This window comes from Ruegeria sp. PrR005 (assembly GCF_010500245.1).
GTDB lineage: Bacteria > Pseudomonadota > Alphaproteobacteria > Rhodobacterales > Rhodobacteraceae > Ruegeria_B > Ruegeria_B marisflavi.
Genome location: NZ_JAAGOX010000056.1, coordinates 175526 through 198086 on the forward strand (window position 1 = coordinate 175526; position 22561 = coordinate 198086).

18 protein-coding genes are annotated in these 22561 nt (G+C 63.2%); 12 read left to right on the plus strand and 6 right to left on the minus strand.

Features of this window, described 5'->3' with window-relative positions:
• The first annotated feature begins 17 nt into the window (after positions 1-17).
• The 7 genes from G0P99_RS23225 (at position 18) to argE (ending at position 7818) form a co-directional block, all read left to right on the plus strand.
• The gene (locus G0P99_RS23225; protein ID WP_164132873.1) at positions 18-1148 is read left to right on the plus strand and encodes an aromatic ring-hydroxylating dioxygenase subunit alpha; all 1131 of its coding nucleotides are present in this window, start codon (positions 18-20) and stop codon (positions 1146-1148) included.
• Positions 1145-2296, plus strand: coding sequence for an aromatic ring-hydroxylating dioxygenase subunit alpha (locus G0P99_RS23230; RefSeq protein WP_370462870.1), 1152 nt, complete (start codon positions 1145-1147; stop codon positions 2294-2296). The genes G0P99_RS23225 and G0P99_RS23230 overlap by 4 nt, the downstream gene beginning before the upstream one ends.
• Before the next feature lie 33 nt (positions 2297-2329).
• The gene (locus tag G0P99_RS23235) at positions 2330-2746 is read left to right on the plus strand and encodes a RidA family protein (RefSeq protein ID WP_164132874.1); all 417 of its coding nucleotides are present in this window, start codon (positions 2330-2332) and stop codon (positions 2744-2746) included.
• An 80-nt stretch (positions 2747-2826) separates the two neighbouring features.
• Positions 2827-3501 carry a DUF1028 domain-containing protein gene (locus G0P99_RS23240; protein ID WP_164132875.1) on the plus strand — a complete coding sequence of 225 codons (675 nt, stop codon included), beginning with the start codon at positions 2827-2829 and terminating at the stop codon, positions 3499-3501.
• Between the two features lie 71 nt (positions 3502-3572).
• Entirely contained in the window at positions 3573-4499 is a 927-nt protein-coding gene (locus G0P99_RS23245; RefSeq protein ID WP_164132876.1) for a LysR substrate-binding domain-containing protein, read from the plus strand.
• Positions 4500-4603: 104 nt separating this feature from the next.
• The gene (locus G0P99_RS23250) at positions 4604-6682 is read left to right on the plus strand and encodes an NAD(P)-binding protein (protein ID WP_164132877.1); all 2079 of its coding nucleotides are present in this window, start codon (positions 4604-4606) and stop codon (positions 6680-6682) included.
• Positions 6679-7818 carry an acetylornithine deacetylase gene (gene argE, locus G0P99_RS23255; protein WP_203583229.1) on the plus strand — a complete coding sequence of 380 codons (1140 nt, stop codon included), beginning with the start codon at positions 6679-6681 and terminating at the stop codon, positions 7816-7818. The genes G0P99_RS23250 and argE overlap by 4 nt, the downstream gene beginning before the upstream one ends.
• Positions 7819-7824: 6 nt before the next feature.
• Here argE and G0P99_RS23260 read toward each other — a convergent pair whose 3' ends face one another.
• The 6 genes from G0P99_RS23260 to G0P99_RS23285 form a co-directional block, all read right to left on the minus strand.
• Complete coding sequence (locus G0P99_RS23260) at positions 7825-9108, minus strand: TRAP transporter large permease (RefSeq protein ID WP_164132879.1); 1284 nt, start codon at positions 9106-9108, stop codon at positions 7825-7827.
• Positions 9105-9653, minus strand: a complete 549-nt coding sequence (locus tag G0P99_RS23265; RefSeq protein ID WP_164132880.1) for a TRAP transporter small permease subunit — start codon at positions 9651-9653, stop codon at positions 9105-9107. Before G0P99_RS23265 ends, G0P99_RS23260 begins: the two co-directional genes overlap by 4 nt.
• Positions 9654-9678: 25 nt before the next feature.
• The gene (locus G0P99_RS23270; protein WP_164132881.1) at positions 9679-10713 is read right to left on the minus strand and encodes a TRAP transporter substrate-binding protein; all 1035 of its coding nucleotides are present in this window, start codon (positions 10711-10713) and stop codon (positions 9679-9681) included.
• A 40-nt stretch (positions 10714-10753) separates the two neighbouring features.
• Positions 10754-11572 (minus strand): putative hydro-lyase, encoded by an 819-nt coding sequence (locus G0P99_RS23275; RefSeq protein ID WP_370462871.1) that lies wholly within the window; start codon positions 11570-11572, stop codon positions 10754-10756.
• 84 nt (positions 11573-11656) lie between these two features.
• Positions 11657-12547: a LysR family transcriptional regulator gene (locus G0P99_RS23280; protein ID WP_164132883.1), complete on the minus strand. Its 891-nt coding sequence runs from the start codon at positions 12545-12547 to the stop codon at positions 11657-11659.
• 57 nt (positions 12548-12604) lie between these two features.
• A complete protein-coding gene (locus tag G0P99_RS23285; protein WP_164132884.1) occupies positions 12605-13879 on the minus strand; it encodes a radical SAM protein in 1275 nt (424 codons plus the stop codon).
• Between the two features lie 586 nt (positions 13880-14465).
• Here G0P99_RS23285 and G0P99_RS23290 point away from each other — a divergent pair.
• The 5 genes from G0P99_RS23290 (at position 14466) to G0P99_RS23305 (ending at position 22561) form a co-directional block, all read left to right on the plus strand.
• Positions 14466-15818: a hypothetical protein gene (locus G0P99_RS23290; protein ID WP_239059918.1), complete on the plus strand. Its 1353-nt coding sequence runs from the start codon at positions 14466-14468 to the stop codon at positions 15816-15818.
• A gap of 573 nt (positions 15819-16391) precedes the next feature.
• On the plus strand, positions 16392-17150 hold the full coding sequence (locus G0P99_RS23295) for an IclR family transcriptional regulator (protein WP_164132885.1): 759 nt from the start codon (positions 16392-16394) through the stop codon (positions 17148-17150).
• Positions 17147-19273 (plus strand): hydantoinase/oxoprolinase family protein, encoded by a 2127-nt coding sequence (locus tag G0P99_RS24605; protein WP_203583230.1) that lies wholly within the window; start codon positions 17147-17149, stop codon positions 19271-19273. The genes G0P99_RS23295 and G0P99_RS24605 overlap by 4 nt, the downstream gene beginning before the upstream one ends.
• Positions 19274-20911 carry a hydantoinase B/oxoprolinase family protein gene (locus G0P99_RS24610; protein ID WP_255455813.1) on the plus strand — a complete coding sequence of 546 codons (1638 nt, stop codon included), beginning with the start codon at positions 19274-19276 and terminating at the stop codon, positions 20909-20911.
• Positions 20912-20983: 72 nt separating this feature from the next.
• Positions 20984-22561 (plus strand): ABC transporter substrate-binding protein, encoded by a 1578-nt coding sequence (locus tag G0P99_RS23305; RefSeq protein WP_164132886.1) that lies wholly within the window; start codon positions 20984-20986, stop codon positions 22559-22561.

Below are 22561 nucleotides of genomic sequence, written 5' to 3' on the forward strand. Positions count from 1 at the left end.
AAGGAAAGAGACGCATCATGGCAAAAGACCAGATCGACCCGGTAAAGGCGCTGAGCGAGAATGTCGCGCAACCTTTCGAGAGTGCCCGCGCGATGCCGCCCGAGGTCTACACCTCGCAGGCGTTCCTGAACGAGGAGCTTGAGCATATCTTCCGCAAGGATTGGTATTGCATCGGCCGCGCCGATGCACTGGCGAAGCCGGGCGACTATGCCACCTGCGACCTGGCGGGCCAGCCGATCGCTGTCTTGCGTGACAAGGACGGCGCGCTGCGCGCAGTCAGCAACGTCTGCCTGCATCGGATGTCGACCTTGCTGCACGGGCGCGGTAATACCCGCGCCATAGTCTGCCCCTATCACGCCTGGACCTATAACCTGGACGGCTCGCTGCGCGGCGCCCCGGCAATGACCCTGAACCAGGGGTTCTGCAAGGAGGATTACACACTGCCCGCCATCCGCTGCGAGGAATGGCTGGGTTGGGTCTTTGTCACCCTGAACCCCGATGCGGCGCCGGTCGCGGAGACCTTGCACGAGGTGGCGGCCATGGTCGCAGGCTATGACATGACCAACTATACCGAGGCCTTCTATGAGGAGCATGTCTGGGACACCAACTGGAAGGTGCTGGCCGAGAACTTCATGGAAAGCTACCATCTGCCGGTCTGCCATGCGGGCACCATCGGTGGCCTGTCCAAGCTGGAAGAGATGGTCTGTCCGCCGGGCCTGCCGGCGTTCAACTATCATACCATCCTCAAGGACGACTCGCTGCGTATCGCCATGGCGCATCCGTCGAACGACCGGCTGCATGGCGTCGAGCGGCGCACGACCTTTCTGCTGGCCCTCTATCCCAGCCTGCTGATCACCCTGACGCCGGGCTATTTCTGGTATCTGTCGCTGCACCCCAAGGGGCCGGGGCAGGTCCATATCCGCTTTGGCGGTGGCATGTCGGACGACTACAAGGACGATGCCGATGCGCAGCAGAACTTTGCCGATCTCAAGGAGCTGCTCGACCGGGTGAACGTCGAGGATCGCGGCTGCACCGAAAAGGTGTTCCGCGGGCTGTCGTCGGGTTTGGCCCGACCCGGACATCTGTCACATCTGGAGCGGCCCAATTACGATTTCGCCACCTATCTCTCCTCGCGGGTCTCGCAGTGAGCGCCTTTGCCTTGTCCGGCGGGGCCGGGCGGTTGCAAGGGCTTCTCGACGGTTTGAAAAAGACGGCATCCTTGCCCGCTGACCGTCCAATGGGGCTGCATGGGGCGTATTACACCTCGCCCGATCTGTTCGAGATGGAAAAGGCAACAGTTCTGCGCGCCGGCTGGCATTGCCTTGGCCGCGCAGATGAAATTCCACAGGCGGGCGACTATTTCGCGGCCCGGCTTCTGGACGAGCCGCTGATCGTGATCCGGGGCGATGACGCGATGATCCGGGTGTTCGCCAACGTCTGCCGCCACCGGGGCATGCTGCTGGCCGAGGGGCGCGGTAACGTCAAGCGGCTGGTCTGTTCCTATCACGCCTGGAGCTATGGGCGTGATGGTACCCTGTTGCGGGTGGCACATATGGAGAATGCCGGCTTTGATCAGGCCAATTGCAGGCTCGCCGGGTTCGCCTGCGAGATCTGGCAGGGGTTCATCTATGTCAACCTTGCCGAAAACCCCGAACCGCTTGCCGCGGCGCTGGCACCGCTGGCCGAGGTGCTGGCGCCTTACGAGACCGGCAGTTTCCGCATCGTCCATTCGGCCGAGGAAGACTGGCACTGCAACTGGAAATGTCTCGTCGAGAATTTCATGGAAGGCTATCACCTGTCGGTCGTGCACCCGAAGACCCTGCGCGGCTATACCCCGACCGAGCTTTGCACCAAGGGGCCGTCGGCGGCGGCCTTCACCAGCTACAACGCCAATTACCCAGATGGCATCCCCAGCCGGGGCAAAGGCGCACCGGGTCTGGATGCGGGGCAGCGGCAACGCTCGTTCCTGTTCAACGTCTTTCCAACCCAGGTCGCCAGTCAGGCCGCGAGCCTTCTGGCCTCACTCAGCCTGCAACCGGTCAGCGTGGGGTGCGTTTACGTCCGCTGGACGCTGTCGGTCTATGGCGAGGATCTGGACGACGAGACCATTGCGCAGCGCATCGCGCTCTGGACCGAGGTCAATCGCGAGGATCGGGAGAAGCTGGAGAAGCTGCAACTGGCGCTGGCGTCGTCCCGCGCCGATGCGGGGCCGCTGGCTGCGGAGAACTTCGAAGGAACAATCCGCGACTTTCACCTTTATCTTGCCGGGGCGCTGGCCCCGGTTGCGGCGGTCTGACCGCGACCCATCCGACCTGACAAGGAGCCCTCCATGGCGCATTACCGCCACCGCCCGTTCAACACCAAGGACACTTATCCCGAGCAGAAGCTGGACAATGACCTGGCGCAGGCCGTCGTGACACGCGGCGGGCGCACCGTCTGGATGCGCGGCCAGTGCCCGCAGAACCTGGATGATGCGAAGAACATCGACAGCCACGATCCGGTCGAGCAGACCCACAAGGTGATGCAGAACATCCGCCAGCTGATCGAGGAATGCGGCGGCCAGATGGAACATCTGGTCAAGGTCGTGGTCTATATCACCGACGTGCGCCACCGCGAGGCGGTCTATCGCACAATGGGCGAGTATATCCGGGGCGTGCATCCGGTTTCGACCGGCCTGGTGGTGTCGGCGCTGGCGCGGCCCGAGTGGCTGGTGGAGATCGACGCCACCGCCGTCATCCCCGATTGAGAATGCGGGAGCGAGGGGGCTGTCTGCCCCCTCGCGCTCCCCCGAGAGTATTTTCGACCAGAAAGAAACAGGAGATTGTCATGACCTTTTCGCTGGTGGCGCACTGCGCGCAAACGGGCATGTTCGGGGTGGCGATCTCGTCCTCTTCCCCGGCGGTGGCGGCACGTTGCAGCCATGCACGGGCCGGGGTGGGGGCGGTTGCAACCCAGAACGTGACCGATCCCACGCTCGGGCCTCTGGCGCTCGACCTGATGGCAGGCGGTTTGACGGCTGTCGAAGCCATCGCCGAGGTGCAGCGGCGGGGGCGGTTCATCGAGTATCGGCAGGTGCTTGCCGTCGACGGGCAGGGGCGCACGGCGATCCATTCCGGCGCCAATGCGCTGGGCATCTGGACGCAGGCGCAGGCGCAGGACGTAGCCGCAGGCGGCAACCTGCTGGCCAATGACGGTGTGCCGCAGGCGATGGTCGATGCCTTTCTGGCAAGCAGCGGTCATCTGGGCGACCGGCTGATCAGGGCGCTGCGGGCCGGGTTGGCGGCGGGCGGCGAGGCGGGGCCGGTGCATTCGGCGGGCATGATGCTGGTGGACAAGGTCAGCTGGCCGGTGGCCGATCTGCGCTGTGACTGGACCGAAGATTGCCCCATCGAGGCGGTGGTCACCGCATGGGAGGTCTACAAGCCACAGCTCGACGCCTATATCCAGCGGGCGCTCGACCCGCGGGTGGCGCCATCTTATGGTGTCCCTGGCGACGAGTAGGCCGGAGTTGACCTTGCTCCGGGCGCGGCATTCTGTTTCGGTCTGACTGCTGCCTTTGCCGGAGGACCGCCGTGCCAACCCGATACACGCTGCGCCAGCTGGAATACTTCGTCGCCGTGGGAGAGGCGGGGTCCATCGCGCTGGCCTCGGCCCGGGTGAATGTCTCCTCGCCCTCGATTTCGGCCTCGATCTCGCAGCTGGAGCGGGAGTTCGGCGTGCCGCTGTTTGTGCGCCAGCATGCACAGGGCCTGTCGCTGACGCAGGCGGGGCGCGTGATGCTGGAACAGGCGCGGGTGGTCCTGCGCGAGGCTGACCGCCTGACCGATCTGGCGGGTGATATCACCGGGCAGGTGCGCGGGCCGCTTGCCATCGGGTGCCTCCTGACTTTTGCGCAGATCGTGCTGCCGACGGTGCGGCGCAGTTTCGAGGCAGCCTATCCCGAGGTGCAGATCCGGCAGGTCGAGATGAACCAGGCCGAGATCTATAGTGGCTTGCGGCGCGCGGATATCGACATCGCGCTGACCTATGATCTGGATATTCCCACCGATCTGCGGTTCGTCACGCTGGCAGAGTTGCCACCCTATGTGATGCTGGGCGAGGGGCATCCGCTGGCAGGCCGCGACGGTGTCAGTGTCGAGGACCTGACGGGATTGCCGATGGTGCTGCTCGACCTGCCGTTCAGCTCCGACTATTTCCTGTCCTTCTTCCAGCGCCAAGGAACCAAGCCGCTGATCGCGGAGCGGACTCGCGACATGGCGGTAATGCGCAGCCTGGTGGCAAACGGCTATGGTTACGCGATTGCCAATATCCGGCCGCAGCATGACCGCGCCCCGGATGGCAAGCCGTTGATCATCGTGCCGCTCAGAGGTGAGGTACGACCGATGCGTCTGGGTCTGCTCATGGCGCAGGACGGCGAAGGCGCCAGCACCCTCCGCGCCTTTATCGACCATTGCACGACATTGGTCCGGACGCAGGTGCTGCCCGGGATCGGGCGCTGAACGCGGCGGCTTAGCGGCAGGCTAAGCGGTGGTTAAGCTCGGCCAACTTTTCCGCCCGGCGAAATTCTGTATCGTCGGTGTAGATTTGACCGATGGAGACGGCCTTGCGCGACCCACGTTATGACATCCTGTTCGAACCGGTGCAGATCGGTCCCTTGACTGCCAAGAACCGGTTCTATCAGGTGCCGCATTGCAATGGCGGCGGGTATCGCGACCCTTCGGCGGCTGCCGCGATGCGCGGGATCAAGGCCGAGGGCGGCTGGGGTGTGATCTTTACCGAACAGTGCGAGATGCATCACACGAGCGAGATCACCCCTTTCATCGAGCTGCGCCTGTGGGAGGACAAGGACATCCCGCAATTGCGCCGGATGTCGGAGCGGATGAAGGAACACGGCGCGCTGGCGGGCATTCAGCTGGCCTATTCAGGGATCAACGGGCCGAACCTTTACACCAAGGAGGTGCCGCTGGCCCCGACAGCGCTACCGATCCGGACCTTTACCAACGATCCAGTGCAGGCGCGGGCACTGTCGAAATCCGACATTCGTGACCTCAGGCGCTGGTTCGTGACCGCCGCCAAGCGGTCGCGCGCGGCGGGGTTTGACCTGATCTGCCTTTACGGCGCGCACGGGTTCGGGATCTTCCAGCATTTCCTGAGCCGGGCCACCAACCAACGGTCGGATGAATATGGCGGTTCGCTGGAGAACCGGGCGCGGTTCAGTCAGGAGGTCATTGCCGATATCCGCGAGGCGGTGGGCGACAGCATGGCCATCACCCTGCGGGTCAGCCTGGATGAAAGCATTGGTGCGCTTGGTTTTTCCAATGCCGAACTGCGCGACTATATCGAGATGAACCGCAACCTGCCCGATCTCTGGGATCTGGCGCAGGGCACGTGGGAGGACTGCTCCGGCCCGTCGCGGTTCAAGGAGGAGGCGGCGCAGGAACAGCTGGTGCGCGGTATCCGCGAACTGACCGATCGGCCGGTGGTGGGCGTGGGCCGCTTCACCTCGCCTGATATTATGGTGCGGATGGTGAAATCGGGGACACTCGATTTCATCGGCTGCGCACGGCCATCGATTGCCGATCCGTTCTTGCCGAAGAAGGTCGAAGAGGGTCGGATCGAGGATATCCGCGAATGCATCGGCTGCAACATCTGCATCACCGGTGACATGACCATGTCGATCAGCCGCTGCACCCAGAACCCGACCTTTATGGAGGAATGGCGCAAGGGCTGGCATCCGGAGCGGATGAACCCCAAGGGCGACAGCTCCAACGTACTGGTTGTGGGGTCCGGTCCGGCGGGGCTCGAGGCCGCCTGGGCGCTCTGCCGGCGCGGCTATGACGTGGCGATTGCCGAGGCGCGCGAGGTTATCGGTGGGCGGGTGACGCGGGAACGCGCCTTGCCGGGGTTGTCCGCTTGGGGCCGCGTGGTGGATTACCGCGCGTACCAGCTGGGGCAACGTCCAAATGTAGAGATCTATCGGCAAAGCGAACTGGATGCCGCGGCGATCCTGGAGTTCGGGTTTCAGAACATCTGTATCGCCACCGGATCCACCTGGCGGCGCGACGGGGTCGCACGGCAGCATGTGGTGCCAATGCCCATCGCGCCGGGCGCGCAGGTGTTCACGCCCGACGATCTGATGGAGGGCAGGTTGCCCAAGGGCCGCGTGGTGATCTTTGACGACGATCACTACTATATGGGCGGGGTTCTGGCGGAGCTTCTGGCCAAAAGCGGCGCACAGGTGACGCTGGTCACGCCCGCGCCCTTCGTCAGCGACTGGACCCGCAACACGCTGGAGCAGGGGGCCATTCATGCCCGGCTGGTTGAGGCCGGCGTGGAGATCGTGCTGAACCGGGGCGTGACCGCGATCTGTTCCGACCATGTGGTTACGAATTGCGTCTATACAGGCAGAACCCGGTCGATGGAGATGGACTCGGTGGTTGTTGTCGCTGCGCGGCTTGGCAATGACCAATTATATCAGGACCTGGTGGGGCGAGAGGCGGATTGGGCCGATGCGGGCATCCGCTCGGTCCGGCTGATCGGCGATGCCAACGCGCCGGGGCCGATTGCCTGGGCCACCTATGCCGGGCATCGTTATGCCCGCGAACTGGACGCGCCAGACACAGGTGACGCGCCGCCCTTCCGCCGGGAGATCACCGAATTGGCGGCGGATTGGCGCGGATGAGTACCACACTGGACATTCTCGACCGGCTCATTGGGTTCGACACCGTCAGTTCCCGGTCGAACCTTGAACTGGTCGAGTATGCCGAGGCGCATCTGAACGCCTGCGGCTTCCGGGTGCGGCGGCTGCCGGACCCGGATGGGGGCAAGGCCGGGCTTTATGCCGAGATCGGGCCGCCGGGGGCGGGGGTATTGCTGTCGGGCCATACCGATGTGGTACCCGTTGAAGGCCAGGTCTGGAGCCGAGACCCCTTCCGGCTGACGCTGGAGGGCAACCGCGCCTATGGTCGTGGCACAACGGATATGAAAGGTTTCGTCGCCTCAGCGTTGGCACTGGCGCAGCGGGCCGCAGCCATCGAACTGGCAGAGCCTTTGAAAATCGTGCTGTCCTATGACGAAGAGGTCGGCTGTGTTGGCATCGCCCGCATGCTGGACCGTCTGGCGCCGATGCTGGGCGCGCCGCGCGCCTGCATCGTGGGCGAGCCAACCCGGATGCAGGTGGCGACGGGTCACAAGGGCAAGGTGGCGCTGCGGGCGATCTGCACCGGGCAGGCAGGCCATTCCGCGCTGGCCCCGCGGTTTGTCAACGCGCTGCATCTGGCGGCCGATTTCGTGACCGCCCTGCGCGGGGTACAGAACGAGCTTGCCACCGCCGGCGCACAGGATCCGGCCTATGACGTGCCCTGTTCAACGGTGCATGTTGGCACGCTGCATGGGGGACGTGCGCTCAACATCGTGCCGGACCGGGCCGAAATGATGCTGGAGTTCCGACACCTTGCCGCCGACTGGGCCAACGATCTGATGGCGCGCATCCGAACAGAGGCGCACCGGATCGGCAGAGCCTATGGCGACGCCGGAGGTATCTCGGTCGAGCAGATCAACGCCTATCCCGGACTGGATGTCGATCCAGCCGATCCGGTCGTGGCATACGTGCGTAAACTGTCCGGGCAGCCACACACGACCAAGGTCGCCTTCGGCACCGAAGCGGGGTTCTTTCACGGCCTGGGTATCCCGACCGTTGTCTGCGGCCCCGGCTCGATGGAGGGGCAGGGCCACAAGCCCGACGAATATGTCACGCTGGACCAACTGGCCGCCTGCGACGCGATGATGGACCGGCTGCTTGACGACCTGCGGGCCTGATCCCGGTCATTGCAGCGCGTCGGGCAGGTAAAGCGCGATCTGCGGAAAGGCGATCAACGCCACCACCATCGCCAGCATCGCTGCGATATAGGGCAGGGTGCCCAGCATCACCTCGCTCATCGTGCCGGATTTGCGCGCGCCTTGCACCACGTAAAGGTTCAGCCCCACAGGCGGTGTGATCAGCGCCATCTCGATCAGGACGATCATCAGGATGCCGAACCAGATCGGGTCATACCCCTGTTCGATCACCAGCGGCACGATGATCGGGATGGTCACCACCATCAGTGACAGGGTCTCGATGAAGAAGCCAAGCACGATATAGATCACCACGATCACCATCATGAAGGCCAGCGGCGAAAGGCCGAGCCCGCCCAGGAAGTCTTGTAGCTCGCGCCCGATCCCGGCCGAAGCGAGGGTGAAGTTCAGAAACGAGGCGCCGATCACCACCAGCATGATCATCGAGGTGATCTTGACCGTGCCCAGGATCGCCTCGCCCAGCATCGAAAAGCTGATCCCGCCAAAGATGGCCGCAATCACCAGCGCACCGGCAACGCCGACGGCAGCGGCCTCGGTCGGGGTGGCCCAGCCTTTGTAGATGGTGCCGATGATCATCGTGAAGAGCAGGATGATCGGGATCAGCTCGGCCAGCGCGCGGATCATCTCGGAGAGGGTGAACACCCGGCGCTGGCCACCCAAACTGGGGCGGATCGCGCAGATCAGCGCCGTGACCAGAACGAAGCCCAGCGCCAGCGCGATACCGGGCAGCAGACCCGCCAGGAACAGGCGCGGGATCGAAGTCTGCGTCAGGAAGCCATAGACGATCAGGTTGATCGAGGGCGGGATCATGATGCCCAGCGTGCCGCCCGCAGCGATCGCGCCCGAGAACAGCTTGGGGTCGTATCCCAGCTTCTCAGCCTGCGGCATCGCAACGGTGGCCACGGTGGCGGCGGTCGCGACCGACGAACCGGAAGTGGCCGAGAACATGGTCGAGGTTGCGATGTTTGCATGGACGAGACCACCGGGCAGCCAGCTGACCCAGCGATCGAGCGCGGCATAGGTTCGGGTGGCCAGCCCGGACCGGACAAGGATTTCTCCCAGCAGCACAAAGAACGGAATGGCGATCAGGGTCGCGTTGTTCGAGGTCGACCAGACCAGGTTGCCCAATCCCCTGGTCAGGGGAAACGGGCTGAAGAACGCGTCGATCCCGAAGCCAAGCAGGAACAGGACGATACCGACGGGGATCGACAGGCTCAGAAGACCCAGAAGGCCCAGTGTCAGATATCCGATCATTTCAGCGCATCCAGTTCGCCAAAGGTACCGATCGCCGCCTCGGAGGCGGCGAAATCGCGGCGCGCGATCAATGTCAGCGCGGCAACGAAGGTCAGCCAGGACACCAGCGCAAACCAGATCCAACCTGCCAGCCACGGCGCCTGAACCAGCGCCAGCGGTGTTTCCAGCGGCGTGTTCGCGCGCGAGGAATTGGCAAGCGACCGCGACAGTACCGGCCAGCCGCGCACCGCGATCAGCGTCACGGTGACGGCCAGCGCCAGCATCGCGGTCAGGTCGAACAGGGCACGGACGCCCCCGGTGGCGCGCCCGCGCAGGATGTCGATGCGAACATGGCCCAGCTCGATCAGGGTAAAGGCCATGCCCCAGGACGTTGCGATGGCCATTACATAGCCGCTGATTTCATCCGTCCCCCCCAGCGAGGACCCCATTTGCCGCAGCACGATATCTGCCAGCACAAAGACCACGCAGGCCAAGAGCAAAACGCCGACCAGGATCGCGATCGTGCGGTTGAGCCGTCTAAGACCTGAAAGCAGGGTCAGTGCCATGAGGGGGTCCTCCTCTGGGTTCGGGTCAGCCGCCGATCTTCACGCCGACGGTCTCACCGACCGATGCGTTCCAGCGCGCGGCCCAGTCGCCGCCTGCGCGTTCGGCCCAGTCCGGCAGGACCTTGGACACCAGCACCTCGCGCGCCTTGGCGAAATCGGCATCCGATACCTCTACCAGAGTCATGCCGCGTTTGTCGCCCGAGGCGCATTCGCCATTGCCGGTCAGGCAGGCGATGTCATTGTCTAGCGCGCCCTGCGCATCAGCCCAGGCCGGCGCCTCGAACTCGCTGGCGACCTGTGCTGCGATCAGCTCCTGCATGTCGGCGCCCAGGCTGTTCCACTTGTCGAGGTTGATCGCGGTCACGACGCTGTCCCAGCCCCCCAGCGGGATCGGCAGCAGATGGGTCGAGACCTCCCACCATCCGGCGGAGTAGCCTGACCCGGCGCCGGTAATTGCGCAGTCGACGACACCTTTCTGCAAGGCACCGGGCACTTCGGAGAAGCTGACGTTCACCCCTTCGGCGCCAAGTGCCTCAAGGAACAGGGTGGTCATCCGGCCCGATCCGCGCACCTTCTTGCCCTTGAGATCGTCCAGACCGTTGATCTCGGCGTTGCAGAACACCACCTGCGGTGGATAGGGCGCGATGGCCAGGACATGGCTGTTGAAGCGGGCGTTATAGATGTCCTCGACCATCGGGCGCGCGGCATCGACCATGGCGCGCGCCTCGTCGGCCGTCAACGCCAGCAGCGGCACATCCAGCCCTTCCAGTTCCGGCGCGTCCGCCACGGCGTAGTCGGCCACGGTCATCGCCACGTCATAGACACCATCGCCCAGCAGGCGGAACACGTCGCCGACGCCCAGGTTCATCTGGTTATGGGTGGTCAGAGCCACATTGATCTTTCCGCCGGACGCGGCGGGCAGCGTCTCGTTCCAGAATGGCGCCTCGAACTGCTTGTGCAGTGGCAGGCCGGACCAGCTGCCGACAACCGAAAGATCCTCGGCCAGGGCGGGTGCCGCCAGCATCGTGGTTGCGGCCAGGAATGTGAGTGTCTTTTTCATCAGTGTCTCCATGTTGTTCTTGGTTATCATCGGTTTTAGCTCAAGAGGTTGGACGAAGTACCGGAACCTCGGCATCTTCCGGAATGTCGGTGATCAGCATGTGGCCGGGTTTGTGCGTGATACAGAGCGGTATGGCGGCCTTCTCGATCGCGACCTGGGGGGTGACCCCGCAAGCCCAGAACACAGGCACCTGCCCCTCGCCAATAGGGGCCGGGCCGCCCCAATCGGGCCGCGCGACGTCCGATATGCCGATCGCGCCCGGGTCTCCGACATGAACCGGTGCGCCATGCGCCAACGGATAGCGGCTCGAGATTTCGATGGCGTCGGTGACCCTGTCGGCGGCTATGCCGCGCATGCTGACCACCATCTTGCCGCTGAACGGACCGGCGGGAACCGTGTCGATGTTCGAGCGGAACATCGGCACGGTCCTGTCATTGTCGATATGCCAGACCGGGATTCCCGCCTCGATGAGCGCCCGTTCGAAGGTAAAGGAACAGCCGAGCGCAAAGGCCACCATGTCCGTGCGCCAGATGTCTTCGATGCTCGGTGTGCTGTGATCCAGACGACCCTCGCGGTAGATGTTATAGGCAGGCACGTCGGTGCGGATGTCGATATCGCGCCCCAACGTAAACATCAGCGGGTTGCCGGTGTCCGAGACACCGACAAGCGGGCAAGGTTTGGGATTGCGTTGGCAGTAGCGCATGAAATCCAAGGCAAACGCCGCAGGCAGAATGGCGAGGTTGGTTTGCAGAAATCCCAGCCCTAGCCCGGCCGTATGGGCGCGATAGCGGCCTGTGCGGATCTCGCCCCTCACCTCGGATATGTCTGCGCGTCGCAGTCTTTCGTGGTCTGTGGTCACCGTGCCGCCTCCCTTTGTCAAAGGGTGGCAAATCTCGCCCATAGCGGCAAATTCAAAATTTTGGCCAAAAAGAATAAAAAAAATTTATGCAAAGGCGAAGCGCTCTGCCACCTCTTGTGCCAATCTGGCAGCTGTTTCGACCATGTTGCTTTTGGGCTCGGCCAGGTAAGAGGCGGTAAACCGCAAGGGCGGCGGCACCCAGCCGGGATTGAATTCGCGGATGCGGCCTGTCTCGACATATTCGCGCCCCAACGCCCGGGGCAGGGCGGCAACGCCCAGGTTGTCCTCGACCAGCCGGAAACAGGTGGAGAGTGACGACGAGGGGAACATCGACACGTCCGGACCGATCCTTTCGAACAGCATCTCGCGCAGCTCGCGGAACGGGCGGGTGTGGCGGGCATAGGCCAGGATCGGGCGGCGCAGATACAGCGAAGGATCGTCGCAATGTTCGGCCTTGCTGGACACGTACCAGGCCAGGTCGAAACCCGGCAACTCGACATTCTCGACCGAGTATTCGGAGACCGGCCCCAGCAGGATCGCCAGATCGAGCGCGTGGTTCAGAAGCGCATTGCGCAGATTGATCGAGATGTCGACGTTGAACTCGATTTCCAGCCGGGGATAGACCGCGTGCAGCCGGGCGACCAGTTCGGCAAGCCAGCATTGCGCAACCGTTTCCGAGACACCCAGCCTCAGCCGCCCCTCGATGCTCTCGGGCGCGATGACGTCGCGCTCCAGCAGGCCATAGAGGTGCTCGAACCGCTCGGCATGGCTGACCAGCATCTCGCCGCGCTTGGTCAGTCGCAAGCCGCCGCCGGTCCGGTCGAACAATTCGGCCCCCACCGCCTGTTCAAGGTTGCGGATCCGCGCGGTCACGGCGGGTTGCGTCAGGTTCATGCCCTCGGCCGCCTTGCCGACGCCACCCAATCGCACGACCTGAAGGAAGGCACGGATCTGTTCGAGGCTGATTCTGCTCATGCAAAATGGTTGCACATCACCGCCGCGACGTCAGGCGGGTTTCGCGTGAACTACCGCTCACATGACCGAAACGTCTGGCTGGGGCGTTCGGTCAAGTCGGGCCGCCAGCCGGATCACTTCTTTCGACTTCCACCAGATAATCAGGTTTCTCGCCTCCAGCAGACGCCTGTCCGACTTGCGCTCAAACGTGCGAAGCCCGGTTTCCACCAGCGACCTGGCCAGCCTCACCGGACCACGCCTGGGGCGGCGGCCGATCCGGGTTGCCAGGCGCGCGATCTCCTCCGTTTTCCATCCGATCAACATGTCCTTGGCTGCGTGGATGTCGAGGTCGAGCTTGTCTCTCACGGCGTGCAATCCGCTCCGCACCGCGTCTCTTGTCGCGGTGTCGATCCCTTCATACCCTGCCAGGTCCAGGATTTCATGGATGAGCGCCTGATAGTCCCGAGGAATGTTGTCGCTCTGCTCGATACATTCGAACCTGCGGCGGATCATGTTCGTCGCAAACAACAGCTGCGCTGCCGCCGCAGAGTCGCGCCGCATCAGGGCAGACCTGGCCCTGTCGATGCTGTGCAGGGTGTCGTGGAAGTTCGACAGGTAATCCGATATCCGCAGTTTCACGCCGGTGTCGGCCTTGGGAATATCGGCAAGGGCAAAGACCTTCGAGGATTTCAGGCCAAGCTGGGTATTGATAAACAACAGCTCCTGAACCCCTGCTTCCGCAGCCAGTTGCTGGGCCCTGATCAACTGCTCGGGGCTGTTGTTGCAGTCGAACAGGATGTATTTCCAAATGGTCCTGATCGGCCGGCCCTCGGCAATGACGCCTTGGCAAAAGGACTTCATGAACTCATAGGCCCGGTCGAATTTCCCCCGCACGCGGTAAGTTTCGAAACTCTGCTGGTCGACTCCGTCGATGGCGAACATGACCTCATCTATACCCGAATGCACCTGTGTGGGATCGTATATCCCGTGACCGTTCGTGCACATCGAGATATTGGCATCCGGGAAGTAGGATTTCGCCAGGCCCGCCATCTTCCAGACATTGCGGTTGAGCAGGGGTTCACCATGCCCTTGAAAGTCAATCGTCCGGATCGAAACCCCGTCCGCCTTGAAATCGGCCAGGTACTTTTCAAAGATCGCAATATCGAGGTGCCCGGCGCGGCCGTGACGCACTCGTCGTTCGGCAAAGGTCATGCAACCGGGGCATTCGAGCGTACAGGCGATGGACGGCTCCACCTGAAAGATCAGCAACTCCTTGCGGTTTTGCCATTCGGGGTTGAAACAGGCGCCGCTGGCCAGGATCAGGCAATCGCGGCAATAGTCCGGAGATGGCATTTCCTCTCGGGCGAGTTTGGTCCGAATGTCATTGAAAACGGGGCCAAAAACAACATCCCTGGAACAGTCCGTGTCAGGGTCGAAGGGTTTGAGTGTCAGCCTGCTTCCAGCATCATCCCAACAGGCCAACGACCCGTCAGCACGCAGAAAAACGCTGTGGTTCGAATGGCAATCCATGCAACGGCCCCTCTTCCAACCCGGTTACAAATTGACCCATGGAGCCTTTGCGAGTCAAACCTTGTGACTTGTTTCGGCCGTTGAATGGATCGCTGCCCGGACTGGAGTATCGTGGTCGAGGCTTCTGAAGTCATGCTCAACAGACTTTTTGCTCAGACATGCGTGGGTCAGTTTGAAAACCCTGGCCGGGCGTGGGGCAAGCAAATCGTCGTCGACAAGTATCAGCCAGTTCGCCCTGTGCGAGGACGCTCTCTCACCCCCTCCCACGTCTGGAACCGATCCAGGGCAAACCGCTTCTGGCTTGGCGCGGTGGAAAAAGCAGTTAGACTGGACAAAGTCGCGCTTGCACCCCCGGCAGGTACATTGCCCCATGATGATTTCACGAACATTCGACCGCGCGGCCGCGGGGTTGCTGGTCTTTCTGACGCTCGCCTTCGGTCTTCGTGAATGGGGGGCGGATGTGCCGCCGCTGCTGATCGAGGGCCTCGCATTTGTCATCCTGCTTCTGCTCGGTCTGCGTGTGCGCGCAGCGCGCAAGGCCTTTCTCGTCGCTGGGATGGCGCTTTCGGTGTGGCTTGCGGCCGCTGGCGAGGATTGGCTGAGTCTGTCGCTCGATGGTCTGGACAAGGCGGCGTTCATCGCGGCATTTTTCACGGCGCTGTCCACTTTGCGAAACGTGGCTGAAACCTCTCCTTCACTGCAAAGGACGGGCAAGTTCCTTGCCAGCCAACCACCCGGCCGCAGATACGCCGCGCTGACGGTAGGCGGTCACCTGTTCGCGTTGCTGATCAACTACGGATCCATCTCCCTTCTTGGCAGTCTCGCCTCGCAATCCGCGCGATCAGAGACCGACCTGCTGATCCGGTCGCTTCGGTCGCGTCGGATGCTGCTTGCGATCCAGCGCGGGTTCATCTCTTCGCTGCCCTGGTCACCTTTGGCCTTTGCGATGGCAATTACGACAGCGGTCGTTCCCGGCGCTTCGTGGGCGGGGTCCGTGTTGCCGGGTCTGGGGTCTGCCGCGATCATCCTTTTGACGGGTTGGGCAATGGACAGCATCTTCAAGCCAAGGCTTGCAAATCCGCCCCGACGCATGCCTGTCGAAGGATCCTGGGCGCTTCTTTCGCCATTGTTCGTTCTGCTTGTATTGCTTGCGATGACGGTATTGGGGTTCCATTTCTGGCTGGATATCCGCGTTGTTGGTGTGGTGATGCTCGTCGTTCCCGCAATCGCGATCGTTTGGGCGATCCTCCAGCACTCCGGCTCGGGCGCCGAGACCTCTTTGCCCCTACGCGTACGGCGTTTTCTTGGCGAGGAACTGCCCGCCTACCGGGGAGAGCTCGTTCTGCTGATGATGGCGGGTTACATCGGAACAGTCGGAGCGCCCTTGCTGCAACCGATTGTGATGGCCGCCGGGTTTGATGCGGAGGCGTTGCCACCGTGGCTCGTGCTGGCGTCGCTGGTGTGGATCATACCGCTTTTCGGGCAGATCGGCATGAACCCCATACTTGCGGTTACGCTGATCGCCCCGCTCCTCCCGGCGCCCGAAACCCTTGGAATAGCGCCATCCGCACTGGTGATCGCCATTGCGTCCGGCTGGGCGCTGAGCGGGGCAACGTCACCCTTTACCGCGACAACCCTTTTGATCGGGGCTTTCGGAAACGTCAGCGCACTGCATGTCGGGTTGAAGTGGAATGGAGGATATTTCATTGTCACCGCCTGTCTGCTGACTGTCTGGGTCCTGGTCTACGGCCTCGTTCTCTAGGTCAAAGAGCGGCAAAGGTGCGACAGGGTGAACACCCGTTGCGGGACGCGTTTCGCCTCACAGGGGGTGTTGCGGAAGACACGCGTGCATTCCCTGATCGTAAAGAAACCCGGTCCACCCCGTCCGATCCGCCCCAGGCAGCGCCCCGCATGATGAGCTTCTCTGCGACCGCCCTGTACCTTGGGTGTCGGTGAGAGGTTGTTGGTCGATGACACCCGTTGAGGCCCTGATCGGGATACCGGTCGCATCGGGGATGACCCTCGGCTTTGGTACATTCGGGCAGAGGTCTGGGACAGGACAAGCATCGAGACCGACCGACCGAACGAGCCGTCTCTGATTCGATCCGGTCAGTGGGCACAGGCGGTTTCAACCGCAATCTGGTTCCAAACGGCGGTGAAACCGAAGGAACCTCTTTCGTTCAATTCTTTAAACATTCCCTACAGTTGCCTCGGCTCGTGCCGGACGTTGCCTTTTGATCCGAGCGTCGGCTCGCAAAACTTCTTGACCTGACGTGAGCTTCGAATTTAGTTTCATATAACGGAACAAAAGTTCCATAAAATGGAACAAATATCAATGACGATTTTGAACAATGCAGCCGATGTCCTGAGACTTTTTGCGGCGGGCCACACCGACCTGACCGTTTCAGAGGTCACGACACAACTGTCGATCCCAAAGGCGAACGCCTCGAGATTGCTGAAGGCGATGCGGGATGCGGGGATGCTGGAAACTGTTGGCAATACCCGGCGCCACCGCCCCGGGCGGCTGATGCTCGATGTAGCGGCGGCCCTAAAGCATGCCTCGGGCCTGATCCGCCGCGCGTCAGAGGTCGTGGCCGAGGTTTCAGCACGCTATGGGCACACCGGCTATGTCTCGCTTCGCGAAGGGCGCGAGGTGACCGGGATCGCCGATTTCCCCGGCACGAACACGCTGCGCGTGATGGGGGCAGTCGGCCGCCGGCTGAAGGCCGAGGAAAGTGCCACCGGGCGTTCCTTGCTGGCGCGGCTGGCGGATGAAGAGGTGGCCGAGCTTTACGCAGGCCATGACGGGCTGGCCCACCTGTTGCGGCGGCTCGCAGTCATCCGCGAACAGGGGTTTGCCTATTCCAGCCAGGAGGCCACGCCGGGGGTCGATGCAATTGCCATCGCCGTCGCCAACCCGACGACCGCCGAAGCGGTCAGCTTGTGCATCGTTTATCCCCACGCGGTTGTCGAAAATGCGGACCGCGACGACATGCTTGCCGCGCTGGCAAAGGGCGCCGCCCGGATCGCGGCCGAATTGGGTGACACCGGATTCACATACCCGCTGGCACCAGAGAAAGGATTCATCGCATGACCCATCCCAAATCACGCTGGCGCGTCGGCTTCGATATCGGGGGGACGTTCACCGATTTTGTTCTTTACGATGCCGAGACCTCCTCGGTCACGCTGCACAAACGTCTGACAACGCCACATGACCCGTCCGAGGCGGCGCTGAAGGGGTTGGACGAGTTGCTGGCGCTGCGGTCGATCGGACATGCGGATGTCTCCGAGATCGTGCACGGAACCACCCTGGTCACCAATGCGGTGATCGAGCGCAAGGGCGCGCCTGTGGGGCTGATCACTACGCGCGGATTCCGCGATATCCTCGAAATGGGAACCGAGCAGCGGTACGACATCTACGACTTGTTCGTGGCCTTTCCCGATCCCATCGTCAGCCGCGATCTGCGGCTTGAGGTCGATGAGCGCATGACCGCTGACGGCAAGGTTGCCACCCCGCTGGACGAGGCCGCCGTGCGCCAGGCGGCCGAACAGCTTGCCTCGCAGGGGTGCGAGGCGATTGCCATCGTCTTTCTGCATTCCTATGCCAACCCCGATCACGAACAGCGCGCGGCCGGGATCGTCCGCGCCGCATTCCCCGATCTGGCGGTGTCGGTATCCTCGGACGTGGTGGCCGAGATGGGTGAGTATCAGCGCAACGTGACCACCTGTGCCAACGCCTTTGTTCAGCCGCTGATGCACCGCTACCTGACCAGGCTGGAACAGGAGTTGCGGGGCAGGGGGTTCGCAGGTCCGCTGCGACTGATGCATTCGGCGGGCGGGCTCGTATCGCTGGAAACCGCCCGTGATTTCCCGATCCGCCTGCTGGAGAGCGGACCGGCAGGCGGCGGCCTGGCCACCGCGCTGTTCGGCGAAAAGGCAGGGCTTAAGGATGTGATTTCCTTCGACATGGGCGGTACGACGGCCAAGGCCTGCATGATCGAAGATGGTCGCGCCGAGGTGGCCCCGATGATGGAGGCCGCGCGGGTGCATCGTTTTACCAAGGGGTCGGGCCTGCCAATCAAGGCACCGGTGATCGAGATGATCGAGATCGGCGCGGGCGGCGGATCGATCGCCGCGATTGAAGAGGTGGGCTTGCTCAAGGTTGGGCCGCATTCGGCAGGGTCTGATCCCGGGCCTGCCTGTTATGGTCGGGGCGGGGTACAGCCTACGGTGACCGATGCCAATCTCGTGTTGGGATATAAGGATCCGCGCGACTATGCGATGGTTGGGTTCGGCGGGGCCGGCCCGGCCCATGCGGTCGACGTGGCGCGGGTCATGGGGATTTCCTCGGTCCTGATCCCGCCCGCCTCTGGCGCGGCCGCGGCGCTTGGCTTCCTCGTGGCGCCGCTGTCGTTCGAGGATGTGCGATCAATGCGGGTCGAGTTGTCGGCGGGGTTCGATGCCGATGCCGTAAACTCCTTGCTGCAATCGCTCGAAGACGAAGGGCTGCGCCATCTCGACCGTGCCGGGGTTGCGCGCGCCGAAGCTGTGATCGAACGCAGCGCCGACATGCGGCTGGTGGGGCAGATGCATGACATCTCGGTCCCACTGCCCGGCCACGCGCTGCAAGAGGGCGATCTGCCCGCGATCCGCGAGGCGTTCCGCCGCGCCTATGCCGCGCGCTATGCCGAACCGTTCGAAGGCGCCAGGTTCGAAGCGGTGAACTTTCGTGTCCGCGTTGCCGGTCCGACCTCGGATCTGGAACTGACCGGGGCCGCCGATGGCGGTGACGCCGACAGCAAGGTCAAGGGCAGCCGTCATTGCTGGTTCGACGAGGGCGATTTCGAGACCACGGTCTATGACCGCTACGCCCTGCGGGCAGGCGACCGGATCGACGGGCCTGCGATCATCGAGGAACGCGAGTCGACGACGATCATCGGCCCGTCCGACCGGATAGAGATCGACGCGGGCCTGAACCTCTGTGTCACGCTCGGGGCCAGCCGGGCGGCCGAGGCCATCGTGACGCCGGAAATGTCGCGCGCCGAGGCGGTGGCGCGGATCGAGGCCGACCCGATCGGGCTGGAGATTATGTGGTCGCGTATGGCCATCGTGACGCCGGAAATGTCGCGCGCCGAGGCGGTGGCGCGGATCGAGGTCGACCCGATCGGGCTGGAGATTATGTGGTCGCGTATGGTCAACGTGGTCGAGGAGATGTAGCTGACCGTCTGCCGCACCGCATTTTCGCTGGTGATCGCCGAGGCACAGGATTTCGCCTGCGAGCTTCTGGACAAGGATGGCGAGACGCTGGCTCACAGCCCGCGCGCCATGCCGGTATTCAACCTGACGCTGCCCCGCGCGGTCAAGGCGCTGCTGCGGGCCTATCCGGCCGAGACGCTGAGACCGGGCGATGTTCTGATCACCAACGATCCATGGCTCTGCGCCGGACATCTGTTTGACATCGCCATCGTCACCCCGGCGTTTCGCGACGGTCGGCTGGTCGGGCTGATGGGCACAGTGGGCCATGTGTCCGACATCGGCGGTACCAAGGATTCGCTGCATGCGCGCGAGATCTACGAAGAGGGGCTGCAAATCCCGCCGATGAAGCTGTTTGACGCGGGCAGACCCAACGAAACGCTGATCCAACTGATCCGCCAGAACGTGCGCAACGGCGACCAGGTCCTGGGCGACATCTTCTCCTTCGTCGCGGCCAACAAGCTGGGGGCGGAGCGGCTTGACGCCTTCATGGCGGACTACGGGATGCACGATCTGGGGGCGCTGGCCGAAGTGGTGCAGGGCCTGTCGGAAAAGGCGATGCGCGACGCGGTGCGGGCCATACCCGATGGCGAATACCGCTCGACCATCACCAACAACCCGCTGGGCGAAAAGATCTCTTATCCAGTGCTGGTGAAAGTCGAGGGCGATGCGATTACCGTGGATTTCGACGGCGCGCCGCCGCAACTGCCGCAGGGCGGGCTGAACTCGACGCTGAACTACACGGCGGCGCATGCAACCTATCCGCTGAAATGTATGCTGACACCCTCGGTGCGCGGCAATGCCGGGTGCTATCGTCCGTTCACGGTAAAGGCGCCCGAGGGCTCGATCCTGAACCCGACCTATCCGGCGGCGGTGAACCTGCGGACGCGGACGGGCTGGTACCTTGCGCCGAACATCTTCGCCGCCCTCTCAGGTGCCGCGGCGGACAAGGTGCAGTCCTTCACCGGTCTCGCCGTGGCGGCCAACATCTATGGCAAGGACGATCAGGGCACGTTCTATTCCGACATGCTGTTCGTGGGCGGCGGACAGGGCGGCGCCGCGCGCAAGGATGGGCATTCCTCGCTGCTTTGGCCGACCTCGGCGGCCAACACCTCGATCGAGCTGATGGAAAGCCGGGTTCCGGTTCTGGTGCTAGAAAAATCCTTCCTGGCCGACTCGGGGGGCGCGGGAAAGCAGCGCGGCGGGCTGGGGCAGATCGTGCGCTTCCGCAAGCGCGAGGATGACGGGCATGAGATGCTGGTCTCGGTCTATCCCGAAGGCGTCGACAACCCGATCCCGGGTCTCTTCGGCGGGCATCCGGGGGGCGGCGCGCGAGGCCTGGTTCAAGGCACCGACGGGCGGCTCCTGCGCGACTGCGGCACCGGCGCGCTGGTTTCCCTGAAGTCCACCGGTGAAATCGTCGAGTTGGTGCTGGGTGGCGGGGCCGGATTCGGCGATCCGGCAGAACGCAGCGCCGACGCGGTGGCCCGCGATCTGGCGCTGGGATTCATCACACCGGAACACGCCGCGCAGTTCTATCGGCAACCGACGGTTCCGTCCGGCACCGAGGCCGAGAAGCAGCCCAGCCAGGCCTGGGCCTGAACGCCAAGACCGCGTGCCGGTCCGGCACGTGACTTTCGACCAAAAAAGACAGACCCAACAAGGAGTGATCACATGAAAACCTCGTCTCATCTGACAATCTCCCGGCGCGGCCTCCTGGCCATGGCGGGTGCTGGACTTGCGACCGCAACCTTGCCTGGTGCGCTGTTCGCGCAAGGCAGCGGCAATATCCTGGTCATCGCATCCGGTCAGGACATTCCGAATTTCGACCCGCATACCGCGACCGGCTATTCCGCGTCGTTCTTCATGCGCAATGTCTACGATCCGCTCGTGCGTGTGGCGGGCAATCCGCCCGAGGCGGTCCCGGCCCTGGCCGAAAGCTGGGAGGTGTCCGAAGATGGCAAGACCTATGTCTTCAAGCTGAACGGCAATGCCCGGTTCCATTCCGGTGCCCCTGTCACCTCCGAAGACGTGGTCTATTCGTTCCAGCGGGCCCTCAGCCTGGCCAAGGGCAATTCCTGGATGATCCGTGATATCGTGACGGCGGAAGGCGTCAAGGCGCTGGATGCCACCACGGTGGAGTTCACGCTGGCGACTCCTTTTGCCGCCTTTCTGCAAGTGCTGCCCTGGATTTTCATCGTCGAGAAAGCCGTGGTCGAGGCCAATCTGGGCGCGGATATGGGGCAGACTTGGCTGCTTACCAACACTGCCGGATCGGGACCGTTTCAGGTCGCCCGGGTCGAGGTCGGAACGCTGTATCACCTCGCCCGTGTGGCCGATGCCTGGCAACCGGGGGGCGGCAACCTTGGCGGGGTGATCTGGCAGATCGTGCGCGAAACCGCGACGCAGCGTCTGCTGCTTCAGCGCGGCGAGGCGCATATCGCCGTCGACCTGACCAGCGAGGACATGGACAGCCTGGCCGATGCGCCGGGCGTGGTGCGGGTGCTGGAGCCGGAATACCGCACCTTCTCGATCAAGATGAATACAAAGAACGGCCCCCTGACGGACCCGAACATGCGCAAGGCGATTTCCCATGCGACCAACTATCAGGCCATCGTCGACGCGGCGGGCTATGCCAACCTGATGACCGGGCCGCTGCCCGACGGCATTCTGGGGCATAACCCGGATCTTGGGGTCTATCGTATGGATCTGGACAAGGCCAAGGAATACCTGGCCAAGACCGCTACCCCCGAAGGGGGCATCACGCTCAAGATGGTGCATGTGTCGGGACTGGAACAACAGCGACGCTGGGCGCTGATCATGCTGGACAGCCTCAAGCAGATCAACATCGACCTGGAAATCCAGCCGTTGAAATGGCCGGATATGGTGGCCGCCTGCGCTTCGCCGGAAACCTTCCCTGACCTCTTCCCGGTCTACCAGACCGCGAACTATGGCGATCCAGACAACATCGCCTTTGCCGCCTATCATTCCTCGCGCAATGGCGGCTGGCAGAACGCGGTTTACAGCAATCCCGAGGTCGATGCCCTGATCGAGGCAGGCCGGGCCGAGATCGACCCGGAAAAGCGCAAGGCGATCTATCAGGCGTTCCAGGAAATGGTCGTCGCGGATGCGCCCGATATCTTCGGAGTGCTGGAAAAGCGCCGGCTTGGTCTGCGGGACAGCGTGAAGAACTACAACTTCACCCCGGTTGCGTCGAACGCGATCGAAGCCTGGCCGCTGTCGCTGAGCTGA

Coding starts and splice junctions, on each gene's coding strand:
- G0P99_RS24605 (WP_203583230.1), top strand. CDS start 17,147: ATGACCCATCCCAAATCACGCTGGCGCGTCGGCTTCGATATCGGGGGG.
- G0P99_RS23295 (WP_164132885.1), top strand. CDS start 16,392: ATGACGATTTTGAACAATGCAGCCGATGTCCTGAGACTTTTTGCGGCG.
- argE (WP_203583229.1), top strand. CDS start 6,679: ATGAGTACCACACTGGACATTCTCGACCGGCTCATTGGGTTCGACACC.
- G0P99_RS23285 (WP_164132884.1), bottom strand. CDS start 13,879: ATGCCATCTCCGGACTATTGCCGCGATTGCCTGATCCTGGCCAGCGGC.
- G0P99_RS23305 (WP_164132886.1), top strand. CDS start 20,984: ATGAAAACCTCGTCTCATCTGACAATCTCCCGGCGCGGCCTCCTGGCC.
- G0P99_RS23260 (WP_164132879.1), bottom strand. CDS start 9,108: ATGATCGGATATCTGACACTGGGCCTTCTGGGTCTTCTGAGCCTGTCG.
- G0P99_RS23240 (WP_164132875.1), top strand. CDS start 2,827: ATGACCTTTTCGCTGGTGGCGCACTGCGCGCAAACGGGCATGTTCGGG.
- G0P99_RS23235 (WP_164132874.1), top strand. CDS start 2,330: ATGGCGCATTACCGCCACCGCCCGTTCAACACCAAGGACACTTATCCC.
- G0P99_RS23280 (WP_164132883.1), bottom strand. CDS start 12,547: ATGAGCAGAATCAGCCTCGAACAGATCCGTGCCTTCCTTCAGGTCGTG.
- G0P99_RS23265 (WP_164132880.1), bottom strand. CDS start 9,653: ATGGCACTGACCCTGCTTTCAGGTCTTAGACGGCTCAACCGCACGATC.
- G0P99_RS23270 (WP_164132881.1), bottom strand. CDS start 10,713: ATGAAAAAGACACTCACATTCCTGGCCGCAACCACGATGCTGGCGGCA.
- G0P99_RS23225 (WP_164132873.1), top strand. CDS start 18: ATGGCAAAAGACCAGATCGACCCGGTAAAGGCGCTGAGCGAGAATGTC.